A 22,725-nucleotide genomic window follows, 5' to 3' on the forward strand; every position below is an offset into this window, starting at 1 on the left:
GGTCGCAGTTGCAAGCCGCGCCCATGCTATGATGCTGCACTATGGCACGCATCGTGAAACATAGCGAGCATCCTCTTTGGATGTACAAGGCCTTCCTCCTGGTGGCGGCTGCCATCTGGGGATTGGGCACCGTGGTCATCAAGTCGACCGTCGACGAGTTCCCGCCCGCATGGCTCGTCGGCGTGCGCTTCACCGTGGCGGGCATCATTTTGGGCATCGTCATGTTGCCGCGGTTCAGAAAAGCGCTGGACCTCGACCACCTGAAAAAGGGCGCCATCCTGGGCGCGTTCCTGTTCCTCTCGTACTGGGCGAACTCCACGGGACTCACCGACACCACCGCCTCGAACAGCGCGTTCCTCACATCGCTGTACTGCGTGATCATCCCGTTTCTCGGATGGGCGCTGCGCGGGCCGCGCCCGACTCGCTTCAACATCGCCGCCGCCCTCGTGTGCGTGGCCGGCGTGGGCTGCGTCTCGTTCGCGGGGCTCTCGGGGTTCTCGCTGCGCTTCGGCGACCTGATCACGCTGCTGTCGGCGTTCTTTCTCAGCCTGCATGTGCTGTACACGGCGAAGTACGCGCGCGGTCGCGACATGACGCTGCTCACGGTCGTGCAGTTCCTGGTGGCCGGCGTTCTGGGCTTCGGCGCCGGGCTTGCGTTCGAGCCCATGCCCGCGTTCGCCAGCTTGGGGCTGGACACGTGGGTGAGCCTGGGGTACTTGGCCGTGTTCGCCTCGTGCATCGCGCTGCTGCTGCAGAACTTCGCCGTCGCGCACGTCGACCCCGCGCCCGCATCGCTGTTCCTGGCAACCGAGTCGGTGTTCGGCGTGACGTTCTCGGTGCTGTTCTTGGGCGAGATCCTCACCGGCCCGCTGTTCGCCGGGTTCGCCCTCATCTTCGCCGGCATCGTGATCAGCGAATACCTCCCCTTGCGCGCAGAGAAGAAACGCCGAGCAGTGGAAGCTTTCGGAATCGAAGACGACCCCGAACGGGAAACATAGCCTTCCGCATTCCGCATCTCCGAAAATCCTGCCGAGCTCTGTTCCGTTGTTTCACGTGAAACAACGCATTTCGAGAAGCTTCGATCGGACGGCATCGGAACTGCGCGAGATTCGGCAGCGAGGCACGCAAAATCCGTGTTGGATCCGGAGGCAAGGCGCATGGAATCGACATGGAAAGCACGCTAGATTCGCGTCAGATCGAGGAAGATCCGCGCTAGATATGCGCCATCTGCGCGTGAGATGGGATCGTTATACTTGAAGCACGGCCTTGTTAGGCGGGAGGATAGCACCCTCTTTACATCCATTTCCGATTCTAGACAACGGAAGGGGGTGTCCTCTATGGATGAATTGGTGTTCGACCTTACCGGAGTTATCTTGCAGGTTCTCTGCTTGCTCGCTGCTCTTTGCAGTTTGGGAGTTGAGGCGGCTGCGCTTGTTCTGCAAGTTCAGTCGAAAGATAAACCCCGGTCGTCCCAAGGGGACGAACCGGGACCCAAATAAATCCGAACCGCCGAAGCAAGTCCGAGAGCCGTGGGGAGTAAGCAGCTCCCTGCGGCTCGCCTGCATTATACGCGACACGCCCCGTAGCTTCAACCGATTACCGTGATGAGATAACTCACCCTATCGTGGCGAGATGGTTTCCTTTAGAATGGGGCGACGCGCTCGACAAGGACGACGCACATTCGCCTCATCACCCAGGACGCCTTATGAAACACGCCGCACCCGCCGACCAGACGCCCGCTCCTGCAAGCTCGCCTGAAACCACCGCCCGACGGCGTTTCTCGGCGCCCAAGATCATCGGCATCGTCGCGGGCTCCATTGTGGGCCTGCTGCTGATCGCCTACGTGGCCGGCAGCCTTTACTTCACCGACCGCTTCATGCCGAACACCGTGCTGGGGGACCACGACGTGTCGCTGAAAACGTCGTCCGAAGTGCAAGCCATCCTCGACGACGCCTTGAGCGATTACACCGTGGCTGTTTCGGGGCAGGGCTTCTCGATGAAGCTCTCCGCGAAAGATGCGGGCGTCTCGTTCGACGGGCAAGCCATCGTCGCCGACGCGTTGGGCAACACGAACCCCTGGCTGTGGCCGCTCGAAATCGCCCGCGAGCACGACGAAACCGACAGCTTGGCCGCCTCCAGCGGGAGCGGCCTCGCGAACGCGGTGCGCACCGCCGTCGACGAGTTCAACGCCACGGCCACCCCGCCGACGGACGCGGTCGTCGCATTCGACGAGCAGAAGAACGCGTTCGCCGTGCAGCCCGAGGCGACCGGCACCGCCCTCGACGTCGATGCGGTGGCCAAAGCCATCGGCTCCGCCATCGCCTCGATGCAGCCCACGGCCAAGCTGACCGCCGACGCGCTGCAGCAGCCCGCCGTGCCCGCCACCGACCCGAAACTCCAAGCGGCCGCCGAAGCAGCGAACCAGCTGGTCAAAGCCGACATGCAGCTGATGATGGGCGGCGACGTGGCCGCGGAGGTCAACCCGGCCCTCGTCTCCACCTGGATCAGCTTCGACGAGAACCTTACGCCCTCCCTCGACGAGGAGGCGCTCATCGCCTGGGCGAAACAGCTCGAAGCCGCATGCGACACCGTGGGAACCGAGCGCACCTACACGCGCCCCGACGGCAAGGTGATCACGGTGGCGGGCGGCCCGTACGGCTGGCTGACCGACGGCGAAGCGCTGCTCGAACTCGTGAAGGAAGGCGTGGCGAACGGAACCGTCGGCGCAGTGGACATCCCCTGCAAAACCACCGGCACCGCGTACAACGGCGCAGGCGCGCAGGACTGGTCGGCGCGCTACTGCGACATCGACCTCTCCGAGCAGCACGTGCGCTTCTACGATGAAACCGGCACGCTGATCTGGGAAGCCCCCTGCGTCAGCGGCACGCCGAACGGCGCGCACAACACCCCCACGGGCGTGTTCTGGCTCAACCAGAAAGCAAGCCCGTCGGTGCTGAAAGGCACGAACCTCGACGGCTCGAAGTACGAATCCGCTGTGCGCTACTGGATGCCGTTCGTCGGCAACGTCATCGGCCTGCACGACGCCGACTGGCAAGCTGCGTTCGGCAGCACATTGTACCAGCAGGGCCGCGGCAGCCACGGCTGCGTGAACCTCCCCGTCGGATCGGCCGCCGACCTCTTCGGCATCATCCAGTCCGGCGACGTCGTGGTCTGCCACTGGTAGGAGCGAGCGCGGAATGTCGAAAACGAAGCCGGTTCTGCAAGTTTTTCGACTTTGTGGCACGCTTGACGATGAACGACCAGGGGTTTCTCATCAACGCTTCGAGGTGCTTCGTCATCCCGTCTTTCCGCAAAAGCAAAATGCCTGATGAGGGCTTCGGTCTTTCGAGGAAGCTTGCCACAAAGTCGAAAAACTTGCAGAACCGGCTCGGAAACCGACCGGCCGGCTCCAACGCGGATGCTCGATGGCGGATTGCCGCCCGCCGCTCAGCCCGCGTTCACCGTCGCTCGATGCCCGGATCGCCGCCACGCAACCCCATCAGCCCGATCGCTCCGCAACGAAACAGCCCCGCCAACCGGAGGAGGGGGTTCCGGTAGGCGGGGCTTGGGCACAGCGCTCCCGAGCGAAGAGGGAGAGGAAGCGCTTACCTCTCGAAAATGTCTGATCCCCGCATGCGAAGGCGCATGGTGTCCACCATCTGCTGGGCGGTGCCCAACTCGACCGGCCGCGGCGCCATAGCGTAGCGATGCACCGCGCCTTCAAGCAAGTACGCAGGGCGAACCTCGTCGAGCAGCTCGATGGCGTTCTCGGGACATACGTCGCGACAGCTGCCGCACTTCACGCATTCGCCGGGATAGTGGTAGACGCCCAGCGTTCCATCGTCGTTGTCGAATTTGCGGATGGCGCCCGTCGGGCAGAACGTCGCGCACATGCGGCACGACGAGCACGCACGACCGTCGATCACCACGCAACCCCACAGGCGCGTCGCAACGCTGGGCAGTACGGGCTGGCCCAGCTGCGCCAGATTGTCCAACAGCGCCTCGCGCCGATCGGGAACGAAATGGGGCAACGTGCCGTCCTTCGTAACGCGCGGAAGCGCAGCGGGAGCCGCAGCCGCAGGAACAGCCGACGAAACCGCCATGTGCTCGTTGCCGCGGCGCTCAGCGAAGTACGCCGCCACGGCAGCCGCTGCCCCATCAGGGCCAACGCCCTCGACACAGGCGCCGGCAGGCACGCCTTCGACCACCTGCACCCGAGCATCGCTTCCCCAGGCTTCGAACAGGGCGTTGGACGTTGCGGCCACCAGGCGCGCCGTGGCAACGCCGTGCTCCTGCTCGCAACGCGAGCAGTCGCCGCATGCAAGCCGGATCCGGCGTACGCCTTCAACCGCAAGCCCGCTGGTCAGCGACTCGTCCACACGTCCCAAGCACACCACGTTCGCCACATGGCCTTCGTCGAGCAACCCGCCCGCCGCACGCCGCAGCTGCTCGCACGCCACCACCACTTCGTCGCCAACCCGCGCGCCCAGGCACGCTTGCGCAAGCTGCGCATCGCTGGGGTTGCGCGCTTCCAGCGCGCTCGTGGGGCACACAGTCGCGCACGTGCCGCATCCGATGCACTTCGCCGCGTCCACCCGCAGCTCGCCGTCCACCAGCGCGATACAGCCCGACGTGCATGCGTCGGCGCACTTCAAGCACGCGACGTTGCGGTTGCGCACTTTCGCGCACCGCTCCCGGTGCACCACGATGGCCTCGCTGGACACCCCGTCCAGCACGCCTACGATACTTCGGTTCGACCGCGATCGCTCGCTCGCGCGCCCGTCCATCACTCGGCCGTCTTCTCGTCGATGTCGGCCAGCACGACCGTGCTTGCCTGAGGCCCCGCACCCTTCTTCACCAAAAACGGCATGCTGACCGCCTTCGCCGGACACGCGTCCACACAGGCTCGGCATCGCGTGCAGTCGGCCAGAGTGCGCTCGCCGAAATCGGGATGCCGCAGGTTGATATCGGCCTCGCACGCGATGGCGCACTTGCTGCACGCTGCGCCGTTCACCGTCTCCAGGCACTTCGACTCGTCGATGACCGGCCGCCACGTCTTGCTGAAGCGCGACACGAGGTTCATCAGCCCCGCCATCGGGCAGAACCGCGTGCACCACTTGCGCAAGAACACCAGCTCCACCACTAGCAACAGCGGGATGAGCACCACCGACCACGTCATATCGCCCGCCGCGAACAGGCGCCACACCACCAGCACGGTGGCGAACGTCAGCCCGATGGGGCACACCAGGCAGAACACGGGAAAGCCGAAGACGGCCGTGGACAGCAGCGCGCCGCCCAACACGTAGTGGCGCGAATCCAGCTTCGCACGCACCCCCTTGCACGACGAGCAGCTCCCGCAATCGTGAGAGTACGCGCCGTCGGCCGCTGTCGGAGATCCTTCGACTCGCTTCGCTCGCTCAGGGGATGCCGCCGCCTCGCCCAGCTCGCTCTTCGCGATGCCCAGCATCTCCGAGCGCTTCGCCTGCTCAAGCGCCGTGCGCTTCTTGGGCGAGCGGAAGAACCCGCGCACGCGGTCGAGCAGCGGCACGGGGCAGACCCACCCGCAGAACGCGCGGCCCACCGCCAGCACGAGCACCGCCATGATGACGATGGACACCACCGCGCGCGGCACCACGGTCTTGGTGGCGATCATGGTGGCCAGCGCCCCCAGCGGGCACAACGCCGAGAACGTCTCCCAGCCGAAGCCCGAAAGCGTACCCATGCTCACGCCCGCGATCAGCCCGACGGACAGCACGACGAAGATCGCGGCCGCCACGATGGTGCGCAGCTTGTTCGAGTTCATTGCCGCCTCCTATTCCGCCGACTCGATCGGCTTGACGACGATGGCGCGCTCCTGCGCGCCCGACACGATGGACCCCGCCTTCAGCGATACGCACACACTCTCGCATGCGCCGCACCCGTTGCACTTGTCAGCCAGCACGGACACGTGCGGGTTGGCGCCCTCGCCCGTCAGCTCTATGGCCTCGTAGGGGCACGCGTCGTAGCAGTAACGGCACCCCGTGTCGCGGAATGCAAGGCACTGCGCCTCGTCGATCACGGCCAAACCCAAAAGCGTGTTCTCCGCCGTAGCGTCTGCGGGCAGCGCCAGCGCCTCGGTGGGGCACACCTTCACGCACAACGGCTCCCCGCCGTTCTCGTCGGCGCAGTAGTCGCAGAAATCGGCGTCGAACTTCAGCGCGGGCGAGCGCATGCCCAGCAGCCCGTCCTCGATATGCGCAGGCACGATGACGCCGCGCGGGCACGCCTCGTAGCACTTCTCGCATCGGATGCACGCCGACACGAGGCGCGCCTCGTCCTGCCCTCCCGGCGGGCGCACCAACGGGTTATGCCCCGCATAGCGCAGCGCCCCCAATCCCAGCAGCGCCGCCGTGCTTCCCGCGCCGATGAGCAGCGCGCGCCGCGACACGTCCAACGGCCCCTTCGCCCTCTTCGACGAAATCTCGTCCTCTTCGCTCATGTCTCCTCCTTTGCCCACTGGTCCTTATCAGTCAGCGAGGTTTGCTGTGGTGCCGCATATCGGCGCGTCGCACGGCCGAGCGTGCTTCGCACGAGAGGGGCACGTGCGAAAGCGTCGAGATGGGGTGCCACAGCAGACCGCAGCGTCGGCCCTTTCGTCGTTCGACAGAACGACGAAAGGCAGATGACGGGGCTTCCCTGCCTTGCGAGAAGCGGAGCTGTGCCATTCGAGAAGCCCCGTCCATCACATCTGTTTAAGAGCACCGGCCGCGCTGAGCGGCGCAACCGGTTCGGACGCTCGGACCAAGATCGACCAGAATCTCGGCCCGAGCGCGCCCTTCCGTCTCCTAGTACAAAGCGAAGATGCTGATAGCCACCACGTACAGGATCACGCGCCAGCACAATCCGCCCACGGCGACGCACGCCAGGGCGACGCCCGCGTACGCGGCCAGCTTCTTGCCGGTTTCCACCTTCTTCGCAAGCCACGTCAGCACCAGCGGAGCAACCAGGCCGACGGCCACCGTGCCCAGCCAGAACATCACGGCATTGGCACCGGCGAAGATGCTGCCCACGATGGACGCGCGGTCCACCATGGCCACGTCGGGCAGCGTCGGATCGAAGTAGTACTGGATGTCGGCCGAGTACAGCCCGGCCGAGCCGTTGATGATGAACGCGTAGGTGAACACGGCGATCAGCTGCAGCGCGCCGCCGGCCAAGGCCACCTTCACGCCCAGGTCCTTCGCGCTGTCATCGTTCGTCAAACCGGCGATGACCAGCGCCGTCAAGCCGCCCATGAACACGGTGTTCGCCAAGTAGTACACCGGCAGCAGCGGGGTGTTCCACGACGGCAGTGATGCCATGAGGTAGCTCATGCCCGTGATCACCGGCAGCGCCAGGCCCACGACGATGGCCAGCACACCGCACCATTTCGGCGCCATGCCGTCTTCGGCGCGGCGCATCATCAGGAAGTACAGCACCAGCACCACCGCGAACACGATGCAGCCGATGAACTCCAGCGTGATACCCGAGGTGATGTGGCCGAAGCCGTTGAAGATGCGCTCCCAATGCTGCAGGTGCATGAACACCGACAGCCCGCCGACCACCAACGCCGCCAGCGCGGTGACCAGCGATGCAAGCTGCATCTTCTTGCCCTTGCCCATGACGTTCAGCAGGCCTTGCGCGCCCAGCGCGCCGCCTGCGACGCATAGGAAGAAGGTGAAGAGAATAAGGGGCCATTCAGGATGCATAGTCTACTCCCTCCACTTTCGGCCCTCGCGCATGAGGTACATGAGCTTCGGCTCGTTGCCCACATCCGCAAGATGGTGGATATCGTTTTCGGTGTACGGCTCGACGTAGTCCTTCAGCTTCACGCGCGTCTGGGTCATCTCCTCGTACTGGCAGCCGGGGCTGTCGGGATGCGCCGGCCCCTCGAAGTTGTCGACGCCCTGATCGAGGTCGCCGAAGAAGCGGGCGCGGGCGCCGCACTGGGCCACGCACTGGGGAAGCTCGCCCTGCGAGATACGCTGCTCGCACAGCGTGCATTTCTCCACGACGCGCTCTTCCTGATTGAGGTAGCGCACGCCGTACGGGCACGCCATCGCGCAGAACTGGCAGCCGATGCACTTCGACTTGTCGATTTGCACCGTGCCGTCGTCGCGGATGTGGGACGCTTCCGTGGGGCACACCTTCACGCATTCGGGGTTCTCGCAGTGCTGGCACTGGACGGGAAGGAAGTACATCTCGACGTCCGGGAACGTGCCCGAGCCGCCCTCGATGGGATGCGGGCCGACGCGCAGCGTCTTGATCCAGAACGATCCCACGTCGACGCCGTTGATGGCCTTGCACGCAACCGTGCACGCAAGGCAGCCGGTGCAACGGTTCAAGTCGGTAATGATCGCGTAGTTTGCCATGTGGTGAACCTCCTTCCTTTACTTCGATTTCGAATAAGCGCCCAGCGCGTCGCCGCCCACGCTGCCCACGGCAAGCTTGCCGCCGGAGAGCAGGTCGGGGCTTTGGACGCTCGGCTGGCAGCCGACCGCCGCCATGTTCGCGAACGTGAGCTCCACCTTGGAATCCTCCAGGCGCGGATCGTTCGCCAACCATTCCTTGAGGCGCGGATCGTTTGCGTTCGTGATGACCGGATTGCCTTGCGGGTCGCACGGAACCGGGTTGCCATGCGGCGAGTTCTCGGGCGTCGCGGGGTACACGAGCACCGGCACGCCGCGCAGCTGGGACGCGCCGCAAATCCAACACTGCGCGTACTTGTCCATCGTGCAGTTGATGTTCACCAGCTCGAAGCCGTGCGAAGCGGTGTCGATCTCGGGATACCACCAGGCGTGGTTCGCGTTGACCGTGCCCTCCTTGATGCCGTAGTACAAGTCCACGACCTCGCGGATGGCGCCCCACGGGCTGCGGATCCAAATCCACTGCCCCTGCTCCAACCCCAGGCGCGCTGCGTCGTTGGGGTTCATCTCCAAACGAGGGCTGGGCCACAGCTCGCGGCACCACGGCAGCTGGCGATGCTCGGAGTGGAAGTACACCGGCTGGCGGGAGCCCGTCGTCATGATGAACGCGCTGTCCGGATGCGCCGTCAGCGCCTCCTTGTACTCCTCCACCAGATGATCGCCCTGGTAGTTGTCGTTGATGTAGGCGTCCGACGTCTTGATCTGGTCGACCAGCGAGGCGTCGAAGTACTCGGGATTCGATACGCGCGAGTTCTTCGGCTCCACCCAGTGCGGGAACTTGTCGATGTCGGGGATGTTCGGATCCACCGTGTTCGTGCTGGCGAAGGTGGCCGCGCCGTCGGGGATGTACGTTTCGGCGATGGTGGACCACACCTCCACCTTGGCGGTGGGGGTCATGAAGCCGCACTTCTCGTCGATGGCCGCGTACAGGTTGTAGCCACCCTGCTGGCGACGGTAGCCCATCTCCCAACGGCGGTACGTGCCCCAACGCTCGGGGTGCCACTTGCGGCAGTCGAACCAGCCTTCTTCCTGGAACTTCGCCGCGTACTGCGGGAAGTCGGGGCCGTCGGGGAACTCCTCGGTCTTCCACCAGTCGGTGGCGTCCTTGAGCACGCGGTACTCCTGCTCCTCGTAACCGACGCTACCGCCCATCTGCACGAAGTCGCGGTAGTCCAGGTTGTTCCATTCGTCGTATTCGGGGTCGCGGTTGTTCCACACCACGCCCATGGCCTTGTACAGGCAGATGACGGCAACCGGGTCGTAGATGCAATCGCCCATCGGCTCCACGCAGCGCTGCCCGGCGCCGAAGATGCCGCCCGCGCCCTGCGACACGCGGCCCGTGTTCACTTCAAGCCAGTGCAGCACGGGGATCACGATGTCGGCGCAGCCGTTGTTCGGGCAGGACCACAGGTTGAAGTCCAGCCAGAAGTCCAGACGGGTGAGCGCCTCCCAAGCCTCCAGCAGGTTGGACTCGTTCATGAAGTCGCCCGACATGCACACGCCGCCGTGGATCTGGTACGGCGTGTCGATGCCGTTGATGGAGTCCCAGATGGCAGCGGAGTCGGCCCATCGGTTCCAGTAGCGCAGCAGCGGGAAGCGCTCGGCGGAAATCTGCTTCTCGTTGCTGTCGAACGACGTCTTGAGCGCCGGCCACGAGCGGCTGGGCTTGTAGGCGCCGCCCTTACGCTCGGCGATCCAGCGCGCCTCTTCGGCGGTGGGAACCTTGTTGCCGTAGCGCTCGGCCAAGGGCGATTTCTCGTCGATGAGGTACTGCACGAAGTTCTGGATCAGCGGGATCTGGTCTTCCACGGACAGGTCGCGCGGGGTGTTGCCCAGCTCCATGGTGCCCACGTCCAAGCCCCAGTCCTTCGGCTCATGGTCGGTCACCAGCATGTTGGCGCGGCCGCAGCAGCCGTCCACCTGGGCCTTCGACGAACCGCGGTTGCCGGCGGGCTCGTCGGAGTTGCCGGTGATGCAGGCGATCAGCTGCAGCGCGCGGGTGTTCTGCACCGCGTGGCCCGTCTGGTCGGGAGCAAGCTGGTAGTGGATGCCGCCGTTGCCGTGCAGCGGGTTCAGGCGCGTCGTGTAGATGCGCACGCCCTCCTCGATCTTGTCGACCGGCACCTCGGTGACCTCGGACACGTACTCCAGCGTGTACTGCTCCAGGCTGTCGGAGAACGCCTCCCACACCGTGTCGGCGCTGATGGTGGAGCCGTCCTTCAGCTTCACCTCCACGCCGCCGGGGAACAGCGCCGGGTTCTTGGGCAGCCCGGCCGGGTTCGAGCGCTTGCCGCCCTCGTTGCCCTCGTCCCAGTAGGCGTCGTACTGCACGTCGGCCGGATCGGCGAACTTGGAGGGGTCGGGCAGCCAGGCGTCCGCGATGATGGGCTTGTACGGATGCTCGATCCAGGTGCCCGTCGTCGGGATCTTGTGCTTCTCGCCCTCCCACTGGCAGGCCTCGGCATCCCAGTACGTAGGCTTGTTGTTGTTCTCGTCCCAGCAGATGAAGCGCTGGTAGCGGCCCTCGTAGTCCCAGTACTGGCCGATCCACTCGGGGTCGCAGTCGGCCTCGGTCAGGATGCGGCTCTCCATGTCGATGCCGCCGTTCATTTCCATGAACCAACCCTTCGCCGTGCGGCCGTCCTTCTCGGGGTTCCACAAGAACGGGGCGTTCGTCCAACGGCGCACGAACGCGTCGTCGTACGCCTCGTTGTCGAGGATCCACTTGAGCCAACCCAGCGACAGGCACAGGTCGGTGCCCACGCGCAGCGGCAGCCACACGTCGGCTTCCTTGCCCAGCGGCGTCATGCGGGGATCCACCAGGATGTGCTTGTAGGCGCGCTGCGAGCAGTCCACCACCGTACGGTTCGTGGAGTCGTAGTTCGAGTACTCCGACGCGGTGCCCCACTGCACGTACACCAGAGGGCCCTGCTCCACCTCCATCCACGGCGAGCCGATCTCGTCGGTGAGGATGCCGCCGAAGTGGCGCGGGCCCTTGCAGATCTCGTAGGCCAGGTGCGCGTTCGGCGTGGGGAAGATGGACTTCAGCGTGCCGTACGGCGGCTGCGCCCACACACGCGAGGTGCCGCCCATGGCGAAGTTGGCTTCCCCGCCGTACTTCTCCACGATCTCGTTGAACTTGGCACCCGCCTCGTCGAACGCCTCGGCAAGCGTGATGCGCACCCAACCGGGGTCGTCCTCGCCTTTGGGGTTCGTGCGCTTCATGCAGTAGCGCAGACGATCGGGATGGTACAGAGCCAGCATGGACGACTGCGACTTCGCGCAGCAGTGACCGCGGCTGTGAGCGTTGGACTCGTCGCCCTCGACTTTGATGACCTTGTTGTCCTGAACGGTCACCCACACGCCGCACTCCACCTTGCCGCACGCGCGGCAGCAGGAGCGGATGCGCTTGATCTCGCCCGCTGAGGCGTCTTCACCTTCGGCCAACGCCGTCGAAGGCGTTGCTGCGAAGCCCACCGTGGTTGCCGCGGCAGCCATGGCAGAGGCCTTCAAGAAGCTTCGACGACTCAGTGATAGGTTCGCCATGTGCCCCTCCTCTCTTCCTTTTCTCGCTTCGTTCATCTCTGCCGGAACCCGGCGCGACCATACGCCGGAACCGGTTTCCCCATTCTAGGAACGGAGCAAAAGCCCAAATCATAAGGGGTGGATGGATGAAACGCGCCGATATCATCCCCAAAGGATTATTTTGCTTTTCGCGCCCAACCTATACTTGATGGCAGCGAAGAGGTTGCCGTTCGCGCCCGTCATCCGAGCGTGCGGCAACGGGAAGAAACCTGTGAACGAAGGAGACTGCCATGGCACAACCGCGTCCGTCATTGACGCTGATCCTCGACCTCGACGAGCGCCTCGACAGCGAGGACGTGCGCCTGGAAATCGACCGCTGCTACTCGTACGTAGGGTCGACACTGGTGCGCACCCATCCCGCCTGCGACGGCGAGCCGCAGAACATCATGCGCTTCCTCGTGAAGCTGGGCACGCGCCGCTACCTGCGCGCCGAGGACGAGGGCGCCGACGAGCTGTGGAACGACGTTATGGAGCGCTGGTTCTACAACGAGCTGTACAAGGTGAGTAACAACATGCTGATCTACAACCGCCGCCAGCGCGAAGTGGGCAACCCCCAGCTGGTGTTCGACTGGATCGACGTGGAGCTGCAGAACGGCCAGCTGCATGCGCTGCTGCATTGCGACAACGTCAGCGGCATCCGACCCGAGACCAGCGAGCTTCTGACGCAGCTGCGCGCAGCGTACAACGAAGGCGCTCTGGGCGAAGACGTCGTGCGCGCCTACCTGCCCGCGCCCGCTTCATACGAGGAAAAGAAGGCCGCCGGGCTGGCGGCGAAGGCCGAGCGCGACGCGCAGAAGGCGGCGGAGCTGGCTGCGGCAGAAGAGGAGGCCCGGGCTGCGGCCGCGGCGGCCGAAGCCGCGGCAGAGGAGGCGTTTCTGGAGCTGCCGCGTTTGGCCGACGACGCCGCCTCCGAAGAAGAGGCCGAGCCAGCTCTTGAGCCGTTCGCCCTGGACGAGCCCGACTTCGAGGTCGACTACCGCTTGTGGCTGATCGAATACGCCGACGGCAGCACGCGCACGTTCGACTCGCACGCCGGAACCCTCGCGTAACCGAAAAGGAGCCTTACCATGATCGAAGCCATCGCCTCCTTCGACGGGCGCATCGCCAAGGTGCAAGGACCTGCGCGAAGCGGCAAGACCGAAGCGCTCGTTCGGCGTTGCGCCTGCCTCGTGCGCGGCGGCGCCGCCCCGGAAACCATCCTCGTGGAAACGTCGAGCGCCGCAGCGGCTCAGGCGTTCCGCCGTCGGCTTCGCCGCGCGCTCGGCCCCGACCTCCAGCACGCCGCCGACGACGTGCATGTGCGCACCGCGCTCGAAACGTGCGTCGCCGTGCTGGACGCGCCCGCCGCGCGCGCCGCCACCGGCCGCGTGCCGCGCCTGTTGAACGATGCGGAGTACAACTTCTTCCTGGAGGATATGAAGACGCTCGGCCAGCCCATCCGCCGTTTGCGCAAAATGCTCGATTTCTTCTATCGCCAGATGAGCGACCTCGAGCCGCGCGACTCCTGGCTCGCAGGCGGCGAAGAGGAAGCCGTGCTGTCCCACCTCGAGCGCGTGCTGGCCTCACGCGGCGCCATGCTGGCGCAGGAAGCGCCCAGCCTGTGCGCCGCGTACCTGCGCAGCGACGCGGGCGAGGGCGTGTGCGGCAGCTACGCCTACGTGCTGTGCGACGACTTCCAGAACATGAGCCGCGCCGAGCAGACGTGCCTGTGCCTGCTGGCCGACCGCCAGCTCATCGCGTGCGGCAACCCCAACCAGCAGCAGGCCGCGCGCGCGTCGTTCCCCTGCGCCGAGGGCTTCGTGCAGTTCGACGCTCGCCGCCGCGACGTAGCCGTGTTCACGCTGTCCGGAGCGCACGGCAACCCCGCCATCGCCGCGTTCGCCGACGGGCTTTGCGACCAGGGCGACATGGATCCCGCCTTCAAAGCGGGCATCGCGAGCGACGCGCAGACGTCGGACGGCATCATGGCCGTCAAGTGGTCGACGCCGGAAGACGAGCTGGACGGCATCACGAAGTACCTGCGCATTCTGCTCGACGGCGAAGAGGACCTGCACGAGAACCGCACGTGCGTGCTCGTGCCCAACAAGCGCTGGGCGCTCATGGCGCAGCAGGTGCTCAAGCAGCGCGGTTTCGCCGTGGCGCTGGCCGGAGCGTTCTCCCGTTTGGGCGGCGACCCGCGCGACAGCGCCCGCGCCCGCGCGCTCGTGGCGTACACGAAGCTCAACCTGCTGGCCGATCCGCGCGACATGACGGCTTGGCGCAGCTGGTGCGGCTTCGACAACTACCTCACGAACAGCGATGCATGGGGCGGCTTGCAGGCTTTCGCCGAAAAGCGCGAGCTCACGCTCTACGACGCGCTCGCCCTGGCCGACCAGCTGGAAGACGAACCGTTCCTGCGCGCGCACGCCCTGGTCGAGCGCTGGCGCGCGGGCCAGGAGCTTATCGCCGCGAACGCCGGGCGCAAGGGCTTCGGCCTGCTGCACGCCATCGGAGCCGACGATCTGCCCGAGTTCGAGGAGACGGCGCGCGCCCTCGTGGGCGACGAGGATGCGGCAGCGATGTTCGCCCTGCAGCGCACCAACGTCACCGATCCCGCGCTGCCCGACGATCCGCACGTGCTGCACGTGGCCTCCTACGGCGCCCTGTGCGGCATCGAATACGACAACATCTTCGCCATCGCCGCCGTGGACGGCTTCATGCCGCGGCGCGATGCGTTCGAGGTGATCAGCACCGAGGAAGACCGCGAGCGCATCATGAACGAAGAGCGCCGATTGTTCTGCAACAGCGTGTCGAAGGCCAGCAAACGCCTGGTCGTCTCCTATTTCAGCAAAGCGCCGCTCGAGCTTGCCGAGCGTGCCAAGATGCAGGTGGTGCGCGTGAAGGCCGAGGGCAACGGCCGCGTGGCCTCGGTGCGTCCCACCGCGTTTTTGGCCGAAGCGGGAAACGCCGCCCCCGTCACCACCGGCGGTCAAGCCCTCCTCGCCCAGCACGGGCTGAACTAGCCGCCAACGCGCCGCCGCCCAGCGGCGGCGCGAAGCTGCCTTCGTACCGGCGCTCCAGACCAAGAAGAGCCTTCCGACGCGCGGCTACGCAGGCTTTCCCTGCCGCATATCCTGCAGCAGCTCTTTCCGCAGCCGGTAGCGCTTCATCATCCAGCTCGCGTCGTTCGGCGGAAGGCGCTTTCCCGTCAGCTTCGCCACCGCACGCGCCGATTCGTCGAACTTCCGAGCATCGAAGAACTGGTCGGGCGTAATCGAGACCACCGTTACTCCCTGGGAAATCAGCGCGCTGCGACGAGCCGAATCCCGCGTCTCGGCCGCGTTGCCGCTGTGATGCTCGCCGCTGTCGTACTCGACGGCAACGTGCCGCTTTCGCCAATACAGGTCGCATTCGAAGCGTTCGCGCTGAACCAACCCCTTCGTCCGAACCTCGATGCACGCGTTGAGCTCGGGAAGGTCCAAGCCGTATCCGCCGATCATCCGCGACAAGCACAAGGCCATGACCAGGTTCGTCTCCATAGGAGATGCCGACGAGTCCGCAATGAAGCGCAGCGCTCGCAGCGCCTTGTTCGACCCGATGCAGCCGCGCGACTTCTCGACGAAGCGCCTGAGCGAGCGCACGTCGGTCAAAGGCGTGCGTTTCCGAAAACCTCGCTTGTCGCCATCGTACGCATATCGCGCGCACAGAAGGCAGCCGTACCGAACAAGCTCGACCAGCGACAGCTCCGTCGCCATCTCCACGAAGGACCGCTCGGGCGAGCTGATGTACAGCCCGTCGCGCAACCGGACGAAAGATCCAGCCGGAAAACCGGCACTCCACACGTGGCACACGGGGCTGCCCGTCCGCACGCGATCGTTTGCCTGAGCGACCACAACGTGCAGCGGTGCCCCAAACGCATCCAGCTCTCCATCCGTATCCCCCATACGAACGCCGCAGATCGGATGGGCGCGCGAGGGCGTGGGAACCGGCAGCGCATCGCTCACGCGCCAGTACTCGTAGGCAGATTGATATCCGATGAATACGCTCATGGTTGCAGCATACCGGGCGAGCGGACGAATGGCTAGCCGTCTTTTGGGTCCCCGAATCCCAAAACGGGAAAAAGAGCCCTCCGTGCAAGTTTTTCGACTTCGTGGCAAATACGGCAGAAGCCCACCTGGGGTTTTTCGTTCGAAGTTCCGACGAGCACCCCCGCTTCATTCGCTTTGGAACGAAAAAGCCTGATGAACGGCTTCCCCTTTCCAAGAGGTTTTGCCACGAAGTCGAAAAACTTGCACGGAGAGTCTAAAACGGAACCCGGGCCCGCAGACGATCTGCGGGCCCGGCGGGGGGGGGAGGCAACAACGAGAGATTTCGGCAACCTACTATGCGGCGACTTCCACACTGTCCAGCAGCTCGGCGAGGATGGACGCATCCTCCTCGGCGAAGCCCATGGCAAGCTGGGCCAACCCCTGGTAGAACAACGTGCGCGAGAACAGCCGCATGTCGTTGGTCAATAGCGGAAGCCAGTTCAGCAGGTGGTCGTGCAGGAAGGTCCGCTGAGTGCGCAACTGCCCCACGGCCTCGTCCTCGTCGCCTGCCGCCAGCGCCTCGGCCGCGCGCAGGCTCATGCGTTGCATGAACTCGAACTCCAGCGCCACGTGGTCCTCGCCCTCGTTCCATGCGCCACGCTTCAAACCGTTCTCGCGCAGCGTCTGCAGCACTTCGGCGCGCGCCTCCTGCATCATCAGGCGACGTTCGGAGGTGTACACGCTCTCGTACGGATAGGCGGCCGAGTACGCGTTCACCCCGTGACCGATGAACGTGCGCACGAAGTCGATGGCGAGCTCGGTGACGCTGTCGTCCCATGCGGTTTTCAGATAGTCGTACAGCAGATGGTACCCTTCGTCCACCTTCGCGTTGCCCGTAGCGGTGGGGAAGCGCATGGCTTGCAGCTCCCGCAAGGAGTCCGCGTCCACTTCCTCGCGGAACAAGTTTGCCAGCAGGCCGTACGTTCGAGCGCGCATGTTCATGAGCGCAACCAGGTCGACGGTTTCCTCAGACATGGTTCTCCTCCTTCTTCGCAGCGGCGGCTGCTTCCACCGAAGGCAGCATCGCACGTCCCAGATCGGTCAGACGCCACGCGTGCTCGCTCCATTCCAGCGCATCGGTGCGCTCCAGCATGTCGATGAAATGGCCGCCGAAACGCCGCGGGCTCTTCACCTCGTCGAACGTGTCCACCAGGTCTTCTATCTCGGGTTTCGTGCACGGACGCTCGTCGACGGCGCACATGACCGCGCGGTACACCTCCACGTAACGGCTGTCGCGATCGAGCACGATGTCGCGGAACGCAGAGCCCTGCGTCAGCCTCTCGTACAGCGCGCTTCCTTCTTCGGTTGTGCGCCACACAGGGTCGACGCGTTCTTTGATCTCGAGAAACGCAACGCCCTCCTCCATGTCCTCGTGCGGCTCGGCGGCTTCGGGCATCTCCAACGTCAAGGCGCCGGCACGTTCGAGCATGCGGCACAGCGTCATGGGCGCGTACACCGAGCGGTTGCTGGCCTGCGCCGCTTCCACGTGCTCGGCCACGCGGCTCGCCGCGCACCCGCCGCGGCACAACCCCATGATGCTCAGCAGCACGGGCCGGCGACCGGGGTTGTGATCCAGCAGCTCCAGCACGGCAGATTCCACGCCGCCTTGGCGCTTGGGGGTGTACACGGCTTCGCGCTGCATGCTCTGGGGCATGTTGCGCATGGTGGGATAGTCGACGGTATCAAGCGGGTTGTCGTCGTCCATGTCCTCCTGGTCGATCTCCAGATCGTCGGCCATCAGAGGATCGAACTCGTCGTCCAAGCCCAGCACGTCGTCGAACGATACGGTAGGCATCATTCCTCCTTCTTCTCTCTTCGCTGCGTTCGAGTATAGGGGCTGCGCGCGACGGCTCATCATCCTATAAGGCGTAATTACGCAGGGATTCGCACGCATCATACGCCGGGGCTGCGAAATCACCTTGACGCGCGCTTCGCCGGCTCCCTATAATCGGGGCGCGTTGCGAGAAGCGGGGCTTCTTGGGAAAGGAAGCTCCAATGGCCAACGTAGCTTGGGGCAAGAAGATTCTTGCCGTTGCGGTTCTGAGCTGCCTGTGCGCTTCGATCGCGGTTCCCGCCTACGCGTTCTACTACGTCCACGGCGAAGAGAACGTTGCTGCAACCAGCAAGGGCGTCATCGAGGTCACGTGCACGGTGGACGAAACCGCTCAGGGCGGAGGCGTGAAAACCTCGCTCATCATCGTTCCCGAAGGCAGCACCGCCGCTGCTTGCCTGAACGAGAGCGTGGTTTCCAGCAACAGTCAGAACGGCCTTGCGGCCATTCACGACTACAGCGTCTCCAGCTTGGCGGACGAGCTGTCCGGCAAGCAGTACACGTGCACGGTACACAAGGCCGACAGCCAGAAGCCGGGCACGCACACCGCGTTCGACGGAAGCGGCACCGAGGGCGAGAGCACGCCGCTCGAGCGCTTCGACAGCGTGGTGTTCACGGTGGCGTAAGCCGCCGAGCGGGGGTCCGGACGACCAGCCGGGCCCCCGCGCACCTCCCGCTCCGGCTCGGCGAGCGTCCCGTTATTCTTCGCAAGCCGGCCCGATGCAGCACCGCGACGCCTCAGCATGCCCTCGAAAGCAGGCGGGCGCCCTTCCGAACATCATCCTCAGAGGATTATTTTTCTATTACCCCAGATCAAACGTTTGCGCATCGAGCGCAAAACCCTGATCGACTCGCTCACCTCGCTAGAAAAAACAACCTCTGCACGGTATGATGATGCCCAGGGAATCAAGGAGGGGGCTTCATGGGGATTCGCGTTCCTCGCATCACCGTCAACGCCGACTTCGGCGACGACACCGCGTTCGGCGACCTGAGCTTGCTCTCGGTGGGCTACGGACTGCACCAGGCTTGGGTGTACGCCGTCATGTTCGGAACGCCCACCATCTTCGGCACGCAAACCTACGTCACCGGCATGTACGGCAGCCACGCGTCGCTGCCGTTCCTCGTCTCCATCGTCGTGTTCGGGCTGTGCCTGTTGTTCGCCGGCATCACCGATCAACGGCTGTTGAGGACGTACATCTCGAAGAAGACGCTCGCGGCGGGCGCGGCGCTCATGTCGGCCGGAACGTTGCTGCTGCTTGCGACGCCCGTGATCAGCGGCCCGGCGCTGGAAGCGGTGTCGGGCGTCATGACGGGCATCGGCTCCGCCATCCTGATTCTGTTCTGGGGCGTCGCGTTCGCGCGCTGCGACAGCGCTTCCATCGTGCTGAACTCGTCCATCGCCATCTCCATCGCCATCGGGGTGTACGCCATCGGCCTGCATTACGGGCCGTTCCCCATCGCCGGCATCCTCGCGGGCATCATCCCGCTGCTGGAGCTCGCCATCCTCTGGAACAAAACGCCGGCGCCGTATTCCGAGCGCAACGAGGTTCCCATCTTCAAACCGCTTCCGGTGAACCATGCCAAGTTCTTCCTGCGCTTCGGCATTCCCGTGTTCGTGTTCGGCGTGGCGTTGGGCACGCTGCGGCAAACGTCCATCCAGTACATCGTGCCCGCCTCGAACGTAGGCGACCAGATCGCCATGCTGCTGGCCGCCGGATTCGCCTCCGTAGTCATCCTCGTGACCATCGTGGCCCTTGGAGGCGGTGACAAATGGAGCCGGTACTTCCGCCCGCTCGTCCCCTTCATCGCCGTCACGCTGTTCTTCCTGCCGCTTTCCGAAATGAGCGACAACACGTTCGCCACCATGTTCTTGGTGATGGGCTACCTGTGCTTCGAGGCGCTGATGTGGATATTCTTCGGCGAGCTGGCGCAGCGCTTCCGCTTGTCGCCCATCTACGTGTTCGGCCTGGGACGCGGCATGTTGGCGCTGGCGGGGCTGGCGGGTTCGCTGTTTCCCATCGTGGCGGCGAACTGGGTGCATCTGCTTCCGTTCGGCGAACAGGGCGTCATCGTCATCGTGCTGCTGATTATGGTGGTGGCATACGCGCTGCTGCCGCGCGAGCGCGAGATCGAGGCCATCGTCGCACCGTGTCCGCTGGTGAAAGCCGTGTCGTTGGAACTGAGCGACCGCGTGCGCCCGCTAGGGCATGCGGCAGCGGCCGGCGAGGGAGCCGCCGCGCCTGCGCAACCCGAAAGCGCGACGGTAGCGACCAACGCGCCCGCACCCGACGCCGAGATCGCGCCCGCACCCGAACCGGCCGCGCGGCGCGCCCCTTCGCTGCTGGAACTCAGCAGCGCGCGACGAGCAGACGAGAGCGAAGAGCGAAAAGGAGGCGGCCGCTTCCGCGCGAAGTGCGAGACAGTGGCCAACACCTACCTGCTTTCCCGGCGCGAGACGGAGATCATGTTCTTCCTGGCGAAGGGGCACAACGCCGCATACATCCAGGAAAAGCTCTACATTTCGGAAGGCACCGCGAAAACCCACATCCGCCACGTCTACAAGAAGACGAACGTCCACAGCCAGCAGGAGCTCATGCGCCTCGTCGAGCTTGCGGATCCCACCGAATAGCGAGCTTGCCCCTCGCCGATTGCAGCGCGCAGCCTCCGCGGCCGCTCGCAAATCCCGCGTTCCATGCACGACCTGGGTCACGCTCCGCAGGCGCGTTCTCACGATCCCGACACGCTCGCGCGGTTGCACGGCGTTCCGCCCCTCGCCGCCGTGTAGTTCGCGACGCAAGTTTCGCCTCACCCTAGCTCCCACTGAAACGCCAGGCGCCTTCGCGCTCTCACAGCTGCACGACATCCCTTACAGCTACGTCGTGAACACAAGCAGGAAACGGTTTTCGAGGGCGCTTCTGCAAATTTTTCGACCTTGTGGCAACGCCCCCAATTCACGAGATGTTCCGACCAGGCTTTTCTCCGCGCCTCAAAAGCGCGCGCACTACCGTGACGAATCAGCGAACACCTCGACCAGGGAAAACGCTTGCCGCGCGTGCCACGAAGTCGAAAAACTTACAAGCACGGGTCGTATTTCCGTTTCGGGTACGCAACCGACCGTCGGCGCGCGACCACGAGGGCGAAACACAAGCCCGCACCACGGCGCAACGAGCGCGCGAACTCGTCCGCTTCTTCGCGCAGCCCCCGTTTCCCTATCGTCAGCGCCTTCGAGCTGTTCCCGCTTCCCTATCGTCCACGCCCTCGCTTAACTCCCGCTTCTCAGTCACCCGCACTCTCGCGTAACTCCCGCTTCCAATCGTCCACGCCCTCGCGCAAGCCCCGCTTCACAATAATGACGATTGCGTAAAGGATGGGGCGCGGGCAGGGGGTTTATGGCAAGATGGAACATTGCATAGTCATATGCAGGGACACACGAAGTAACCTGGTTGCGTTTGGGCACGCGATCGCGCGGAACACGCCAGCGCGGCGTTGCCTCCCGTGCGCGAACCCGGCATCCGCCGAGGTTCGAGCCACGCACCATTAAAGGAGATGCAATGGGCTTTCTTTCGAGATTCGAAGGCAGGATGGAAGACACGTTCGAGGGCGCTGCCGACAAGATGTTCGACGCTCCCATCTCGCCGGTCCAGATAGCGAAAAAGGCCGAGAAGCAGATGCGCCGCGAGAAGATGGTTGGCGCCGGCAAGCAGTACGCCCCCACGCTGTACACCGTGCTAGTGAACCCGGACGACGACCGCCGCCTGATGGGTTACTACCCCACGTTGGCGGGCGAGACGGAAACGTACCTGACTGCGAAGGCCTCCGAACAGGGCCTCGTGATGGACGGCCAGCCGCTCGTGCGCTTCATCGTGGACGAGGACCTGAAGCACGGCAAGTTCGACATCATCGCCGAAGCGGTGGCCGCTCCCATCATCGCACAGCTGCGCGCCGAGGAGATGCATCGTTACGGCCTGGCCGCCGCTCCCGCGCCCGGCGGGTACGGCGCCCCCGCGCAGCCCTACCCCGCGCAGCGCCCTCAGGCGCCGGCTCCGCAGCAGTACGGCGGATACAACCAGGACTACGCCGCCCCGGCTCCCGCGCCCGCCCCGTACGGCGGCTACGACCAGTACGATCCCCAAAGCCAGTACGAGCCCGCGCCCATGAACGTGGACGCGTACGGCCAGCCCCAGCAGCTCCCCTACGTGCCGGAAGACGAGATCGACCGATCCATCGACTACGGCGAGTACACCTTCGACAGCCGCGACTTCGACGAGCAGCGCGACAGCATCCAGCCTCTCGACCGTCCCGAAGCCGTGGATCCGTTCGCCATCGGCGCAGCCGCAGCCGGTGCGGGAGTCGCCGCCGGCGCCGTTGCCGGAGCGGGTATGGGCGCCGCGACGTCGCAGCCCTACCCCGCCCCGCAGCCGCAACCGCAGGCCCAGCCGCGCATGGCCGCCGAAACCGTCGTGTTCGCCGGCGGGCAGCAAGCGGCGACCCCCATGCCCGCGCAGGCCGCGGTGCGCGCCCGCCTCATCGACACCACGAACAACCGCGCGTACGACCTGGCGTCGGCGCGCCTGCTCATCGGCCGCGAGTCGAAGAACGACATTGCCGTGCACGACGTGAACGCATCGCGCACGCACGCCGAGCTGCGCTTCGAACCGCAAGGCGTATGGACTATCACCGACCTCGGCTCCACGAACGGCACCCTGGTGAACGGCCGCGAGGTTGCCACCCAGCCGCTCTCCGAAGGCGACCGCATCACTATCGGCATGACGAACTTCATGTTCACCCAAGCCTGAGCGGA

General features: G+C 65.1%; 16 protein-coding genes. 7 read left to right on the forward strand and 9 right to left on the reverse strand.

Features of this window, described 5'->3' with window-relative positions:
- Positions 1 to 41: 41 nt before the first annotated feature.
- Positions 42 to 998, forward strand: coding sequence for a DMT family transporter (locus tag GT590_RS00950; RefSeq protein WP_114550057.1), 957 nt, complete (start codon positions 42 to 44; stop codon positions 996 to 998).
- A gap of 707 nt (positions 999 to 1,705) precedes the next feature.
- Positions 1,706 to 3,184, forward strand: coding sequence for a L,D-transpeptidase family protein (locus tag GT590_RS00955; protein ID WP_086414180.1), 1,479 nt, complete (start codon positions 1,706 to 1,708; stop codon positions 3,182 to 3,184).
- A 421-nt stretch (positions 3,185 to 3,605) separates the two neighbouring features.
- Here the strand turns inward: GT590_RS00955 and GT590_RS00960 are convergent, their stop codons facing one another.
- The 6 genes from GT590_RS00960 to GT590_RS00985 all read right to left on the reverse strand — a co-directional run bounded on the left by GT590_RS00960 (position 3,606) and on the right by GT590_RS00985 (position 11,987).
- On the reverse strand, positions 3,606 to 4,787 hold the full coding sequence (locus GT590_RS00960) for a 4Fe-4S binding protein (protein WP_192925264.1): 1,182 nt from the start codon (positions 4,785 to 4,787) through the stop codon (positions 3,606 to 3,608).
- Positions 4,787 to 5,803 carry a 4Fe-4S binding protein gene (locus GT590_RS00965; protein ID WP_009305379.1) on the reverse strand — a complete coding sequence of 339 codons (1,017 nt, stop codon included), beginning with the start codon at positions 5,801 to 5,803 and terminating at the stop codon, positions 4,787 to 4,789. Before GT590_RS00965 ends, GT590_RS00960 begins: the two co-directional genes overlap by 1 nt.
- A 9-nt stretch (positions 5,804 to 5,812) precedes the next feature.
- Positions 5,813 to 6,478, reverse strand: coding sequence for a 4Fe-4S dicluster domain-containing protein (locus GT590_RS00970; RefSeq protein WP_009305380.1), 666 nt, complete (start codon positions 6,476 to 6,478; stop codon positions 5,813 to 5,815).
- A gap of 346 nt (positions 6,479 to 6,824) precedes the next feature.
- The gene (locus tag GT590_RS00975) at positions 6,825 to 7,724 is read right to left on the reverse strand and encodes a DmsC/YnfH family molybdoenzyme membrane anchor subunit (RefSeq protein WP_009305381.1); all 900 of its coding nucleotides are present in this window, start codon (positions 7,722 to 7,724) and stop codon (positions 6,825 to 6,827) included.
- Positions 7,725 to 7,727: 3 nt separating this feature from the next.
- Complete coding sequence (locus GT590_RS00980) at positions 7,728 to 8,387, reverse strand: 4Fe-4S dicluster domain-containing protein (protein WP_009305382.1); 660 nt, start codon at positions 8,385 to 8,387, stop codon at positions 7,728 to 7,730.
- An 18-nt stretch (positions 8,388 to 8,405) separates the two neighbouring features.
- Positions 8,406 to 11,987 (reverse strand): molybdopterin dinucleotide binding domain-containing protein, encoded by a 3,582-nt coding sequence (locus GT590_RS00985; RefSeq protein WP_161170790.1) that lies wholly within the window; start codon positions 11,985 to 11,987, stop codon positions 8,406 to 8,408.
- A gap of 269 nt (positions 11,988 to 12,256) precedes the next feature.
- Here GT590_RS00985 and GT590_RS00990 point away from each other — a divergent pair, with 269 nt between their 5' ends.
- Positions 12,257 to 13,075 (forward strand): hypothetical protein, encoded by an 819-nt coding sequence (locus GT590_RS00990; RefSeq protein WP_161170791.1) that lies wholly within the window; start codon positions 12,257 to 12,259, stop codon positions 13,073 to 13,075.
- Positions 13,076 to 13,093: 18 nt separating this feature from the next.
- The gene (locus GT590_RS00995) at positions 13,094 to 15,028 is read left to right on the forward strand and encodes a UvrD-helicase domain-containing protein (RefSeq protein WP_009608483.1); all 1,935 of its coding nucleotides are present in this window, start codon (positions 13,094 to 13,096) and stop codon (positions 15,026 to 15,028) included.
- A gap of 84 nt (positions 15,029 to 15,112) precedes the next feature.
- On the opposite strand, the gene GT590_RS01000 is transcribed toward GT590_RS00995, so the two are convergent.
- The 3 genes from GT590_RS01000 to GT590_RS01010 all read right to left on the reverse strand — a co-directional run bounded on the left by GT590_RS01000 (position 15,113) and on the right by GT590_RS01010 (position 17,888).
- On the reverse strand, positions 15,113 to 16,054 hold the full coding sequence (locus tag GT590_RS01000; protein ID WP_161170792.1) for a hypothetical protein: 942 nt from the start codon (positions 16,052 to 16,054) through the stop codon (positions 15,113 to 15,115).
- A gap of 333 nt (positions 16,055 to 16,387) precedes the next feature.
- Positions 16,388 to 17,068 (reverse strand): molecular chaperone, encoded by a 681-nt coding sequence (locus GT590_RS01005; RefSeq protein WP_009305387.1) that lies wholly within the window; start codon positions 17,066 to 17,068, stop codon positions 16,388 to 16,390.
- Positions 17,061 to 17,888 carry a hypothetical protein gene (locus GT590_RS01010; protein WP_009305388.1) on the reverse strand — a complete coding sequence of 276 codons (828 nt, stop codon included), beginning with the start codon at positions 17,886 to 17,888 and terminating at the stop codon, positions 17,061 to 17,063. Before GT590_RS01010 ends, GT590_RS01005 begins: the two co-directional genes overlap by 8 nt.
- 200 nt (positions 17,889 to 18,088) lie before the next feature.
- On the opposite strand from GT590_RS01010, the gene GT590_RS01015 reads away from it, so the two are divergent.
- The 3 genes from GT590_RS01015 (at position 18,089) to GT590_RS01025 (ending at position 22,720) form a co-directional block, all read left to right on the forward strand.
- Positions 18,089 to 18,550 (forward strand): hypothetical protein, encoded by a 462-nt coding sequence (locus GT590_RS01015; RefSeq protein WP_086414171.1) that lies wholly within the window; start codon positions 18,089 to 18,091, stop codon positions 18,548 to 18,550.
- Positions 18,551 to 18,846: 296 nt separating this feature from the next.
- Entirely contained in the window at positions 18,847 to 20,553 is a 1,707-nt protein-coding gene (locus GT590_RS01020; RefSeq protein ID WP_086414170.1) for a LuxR family transcriptional regulator, read from the forward strand.
- Between the two features lie 922 nt (positions 20,554 to 21,475).
- Positions 21,476 to 22,720 carry a DUF3662 and FHA domain-containing protein gene (locus GT590_RS01025; protein WP_086414169.1) on the forward strand — a complete coding sequence of 415 codons (1,245 nt, stop codon included), beginning with the start codon at positions 21,476 to 21,478 and terminating at the stop codon, positions 22,718 to 22,720.
- Positions 22,721 to 22,725: the final 5 nt, after the last annotated feature.

This window comes from Eggerthella sp. BIOML-A1 (assembly GCF_009875595.1).
GTDB classification, from domain to species: Bacteria; Actinomycetota; Coriobacteriia; order Coriobacteriales; family Eggerthellaceae; genus Eggerthella; species Eggerthella lenta.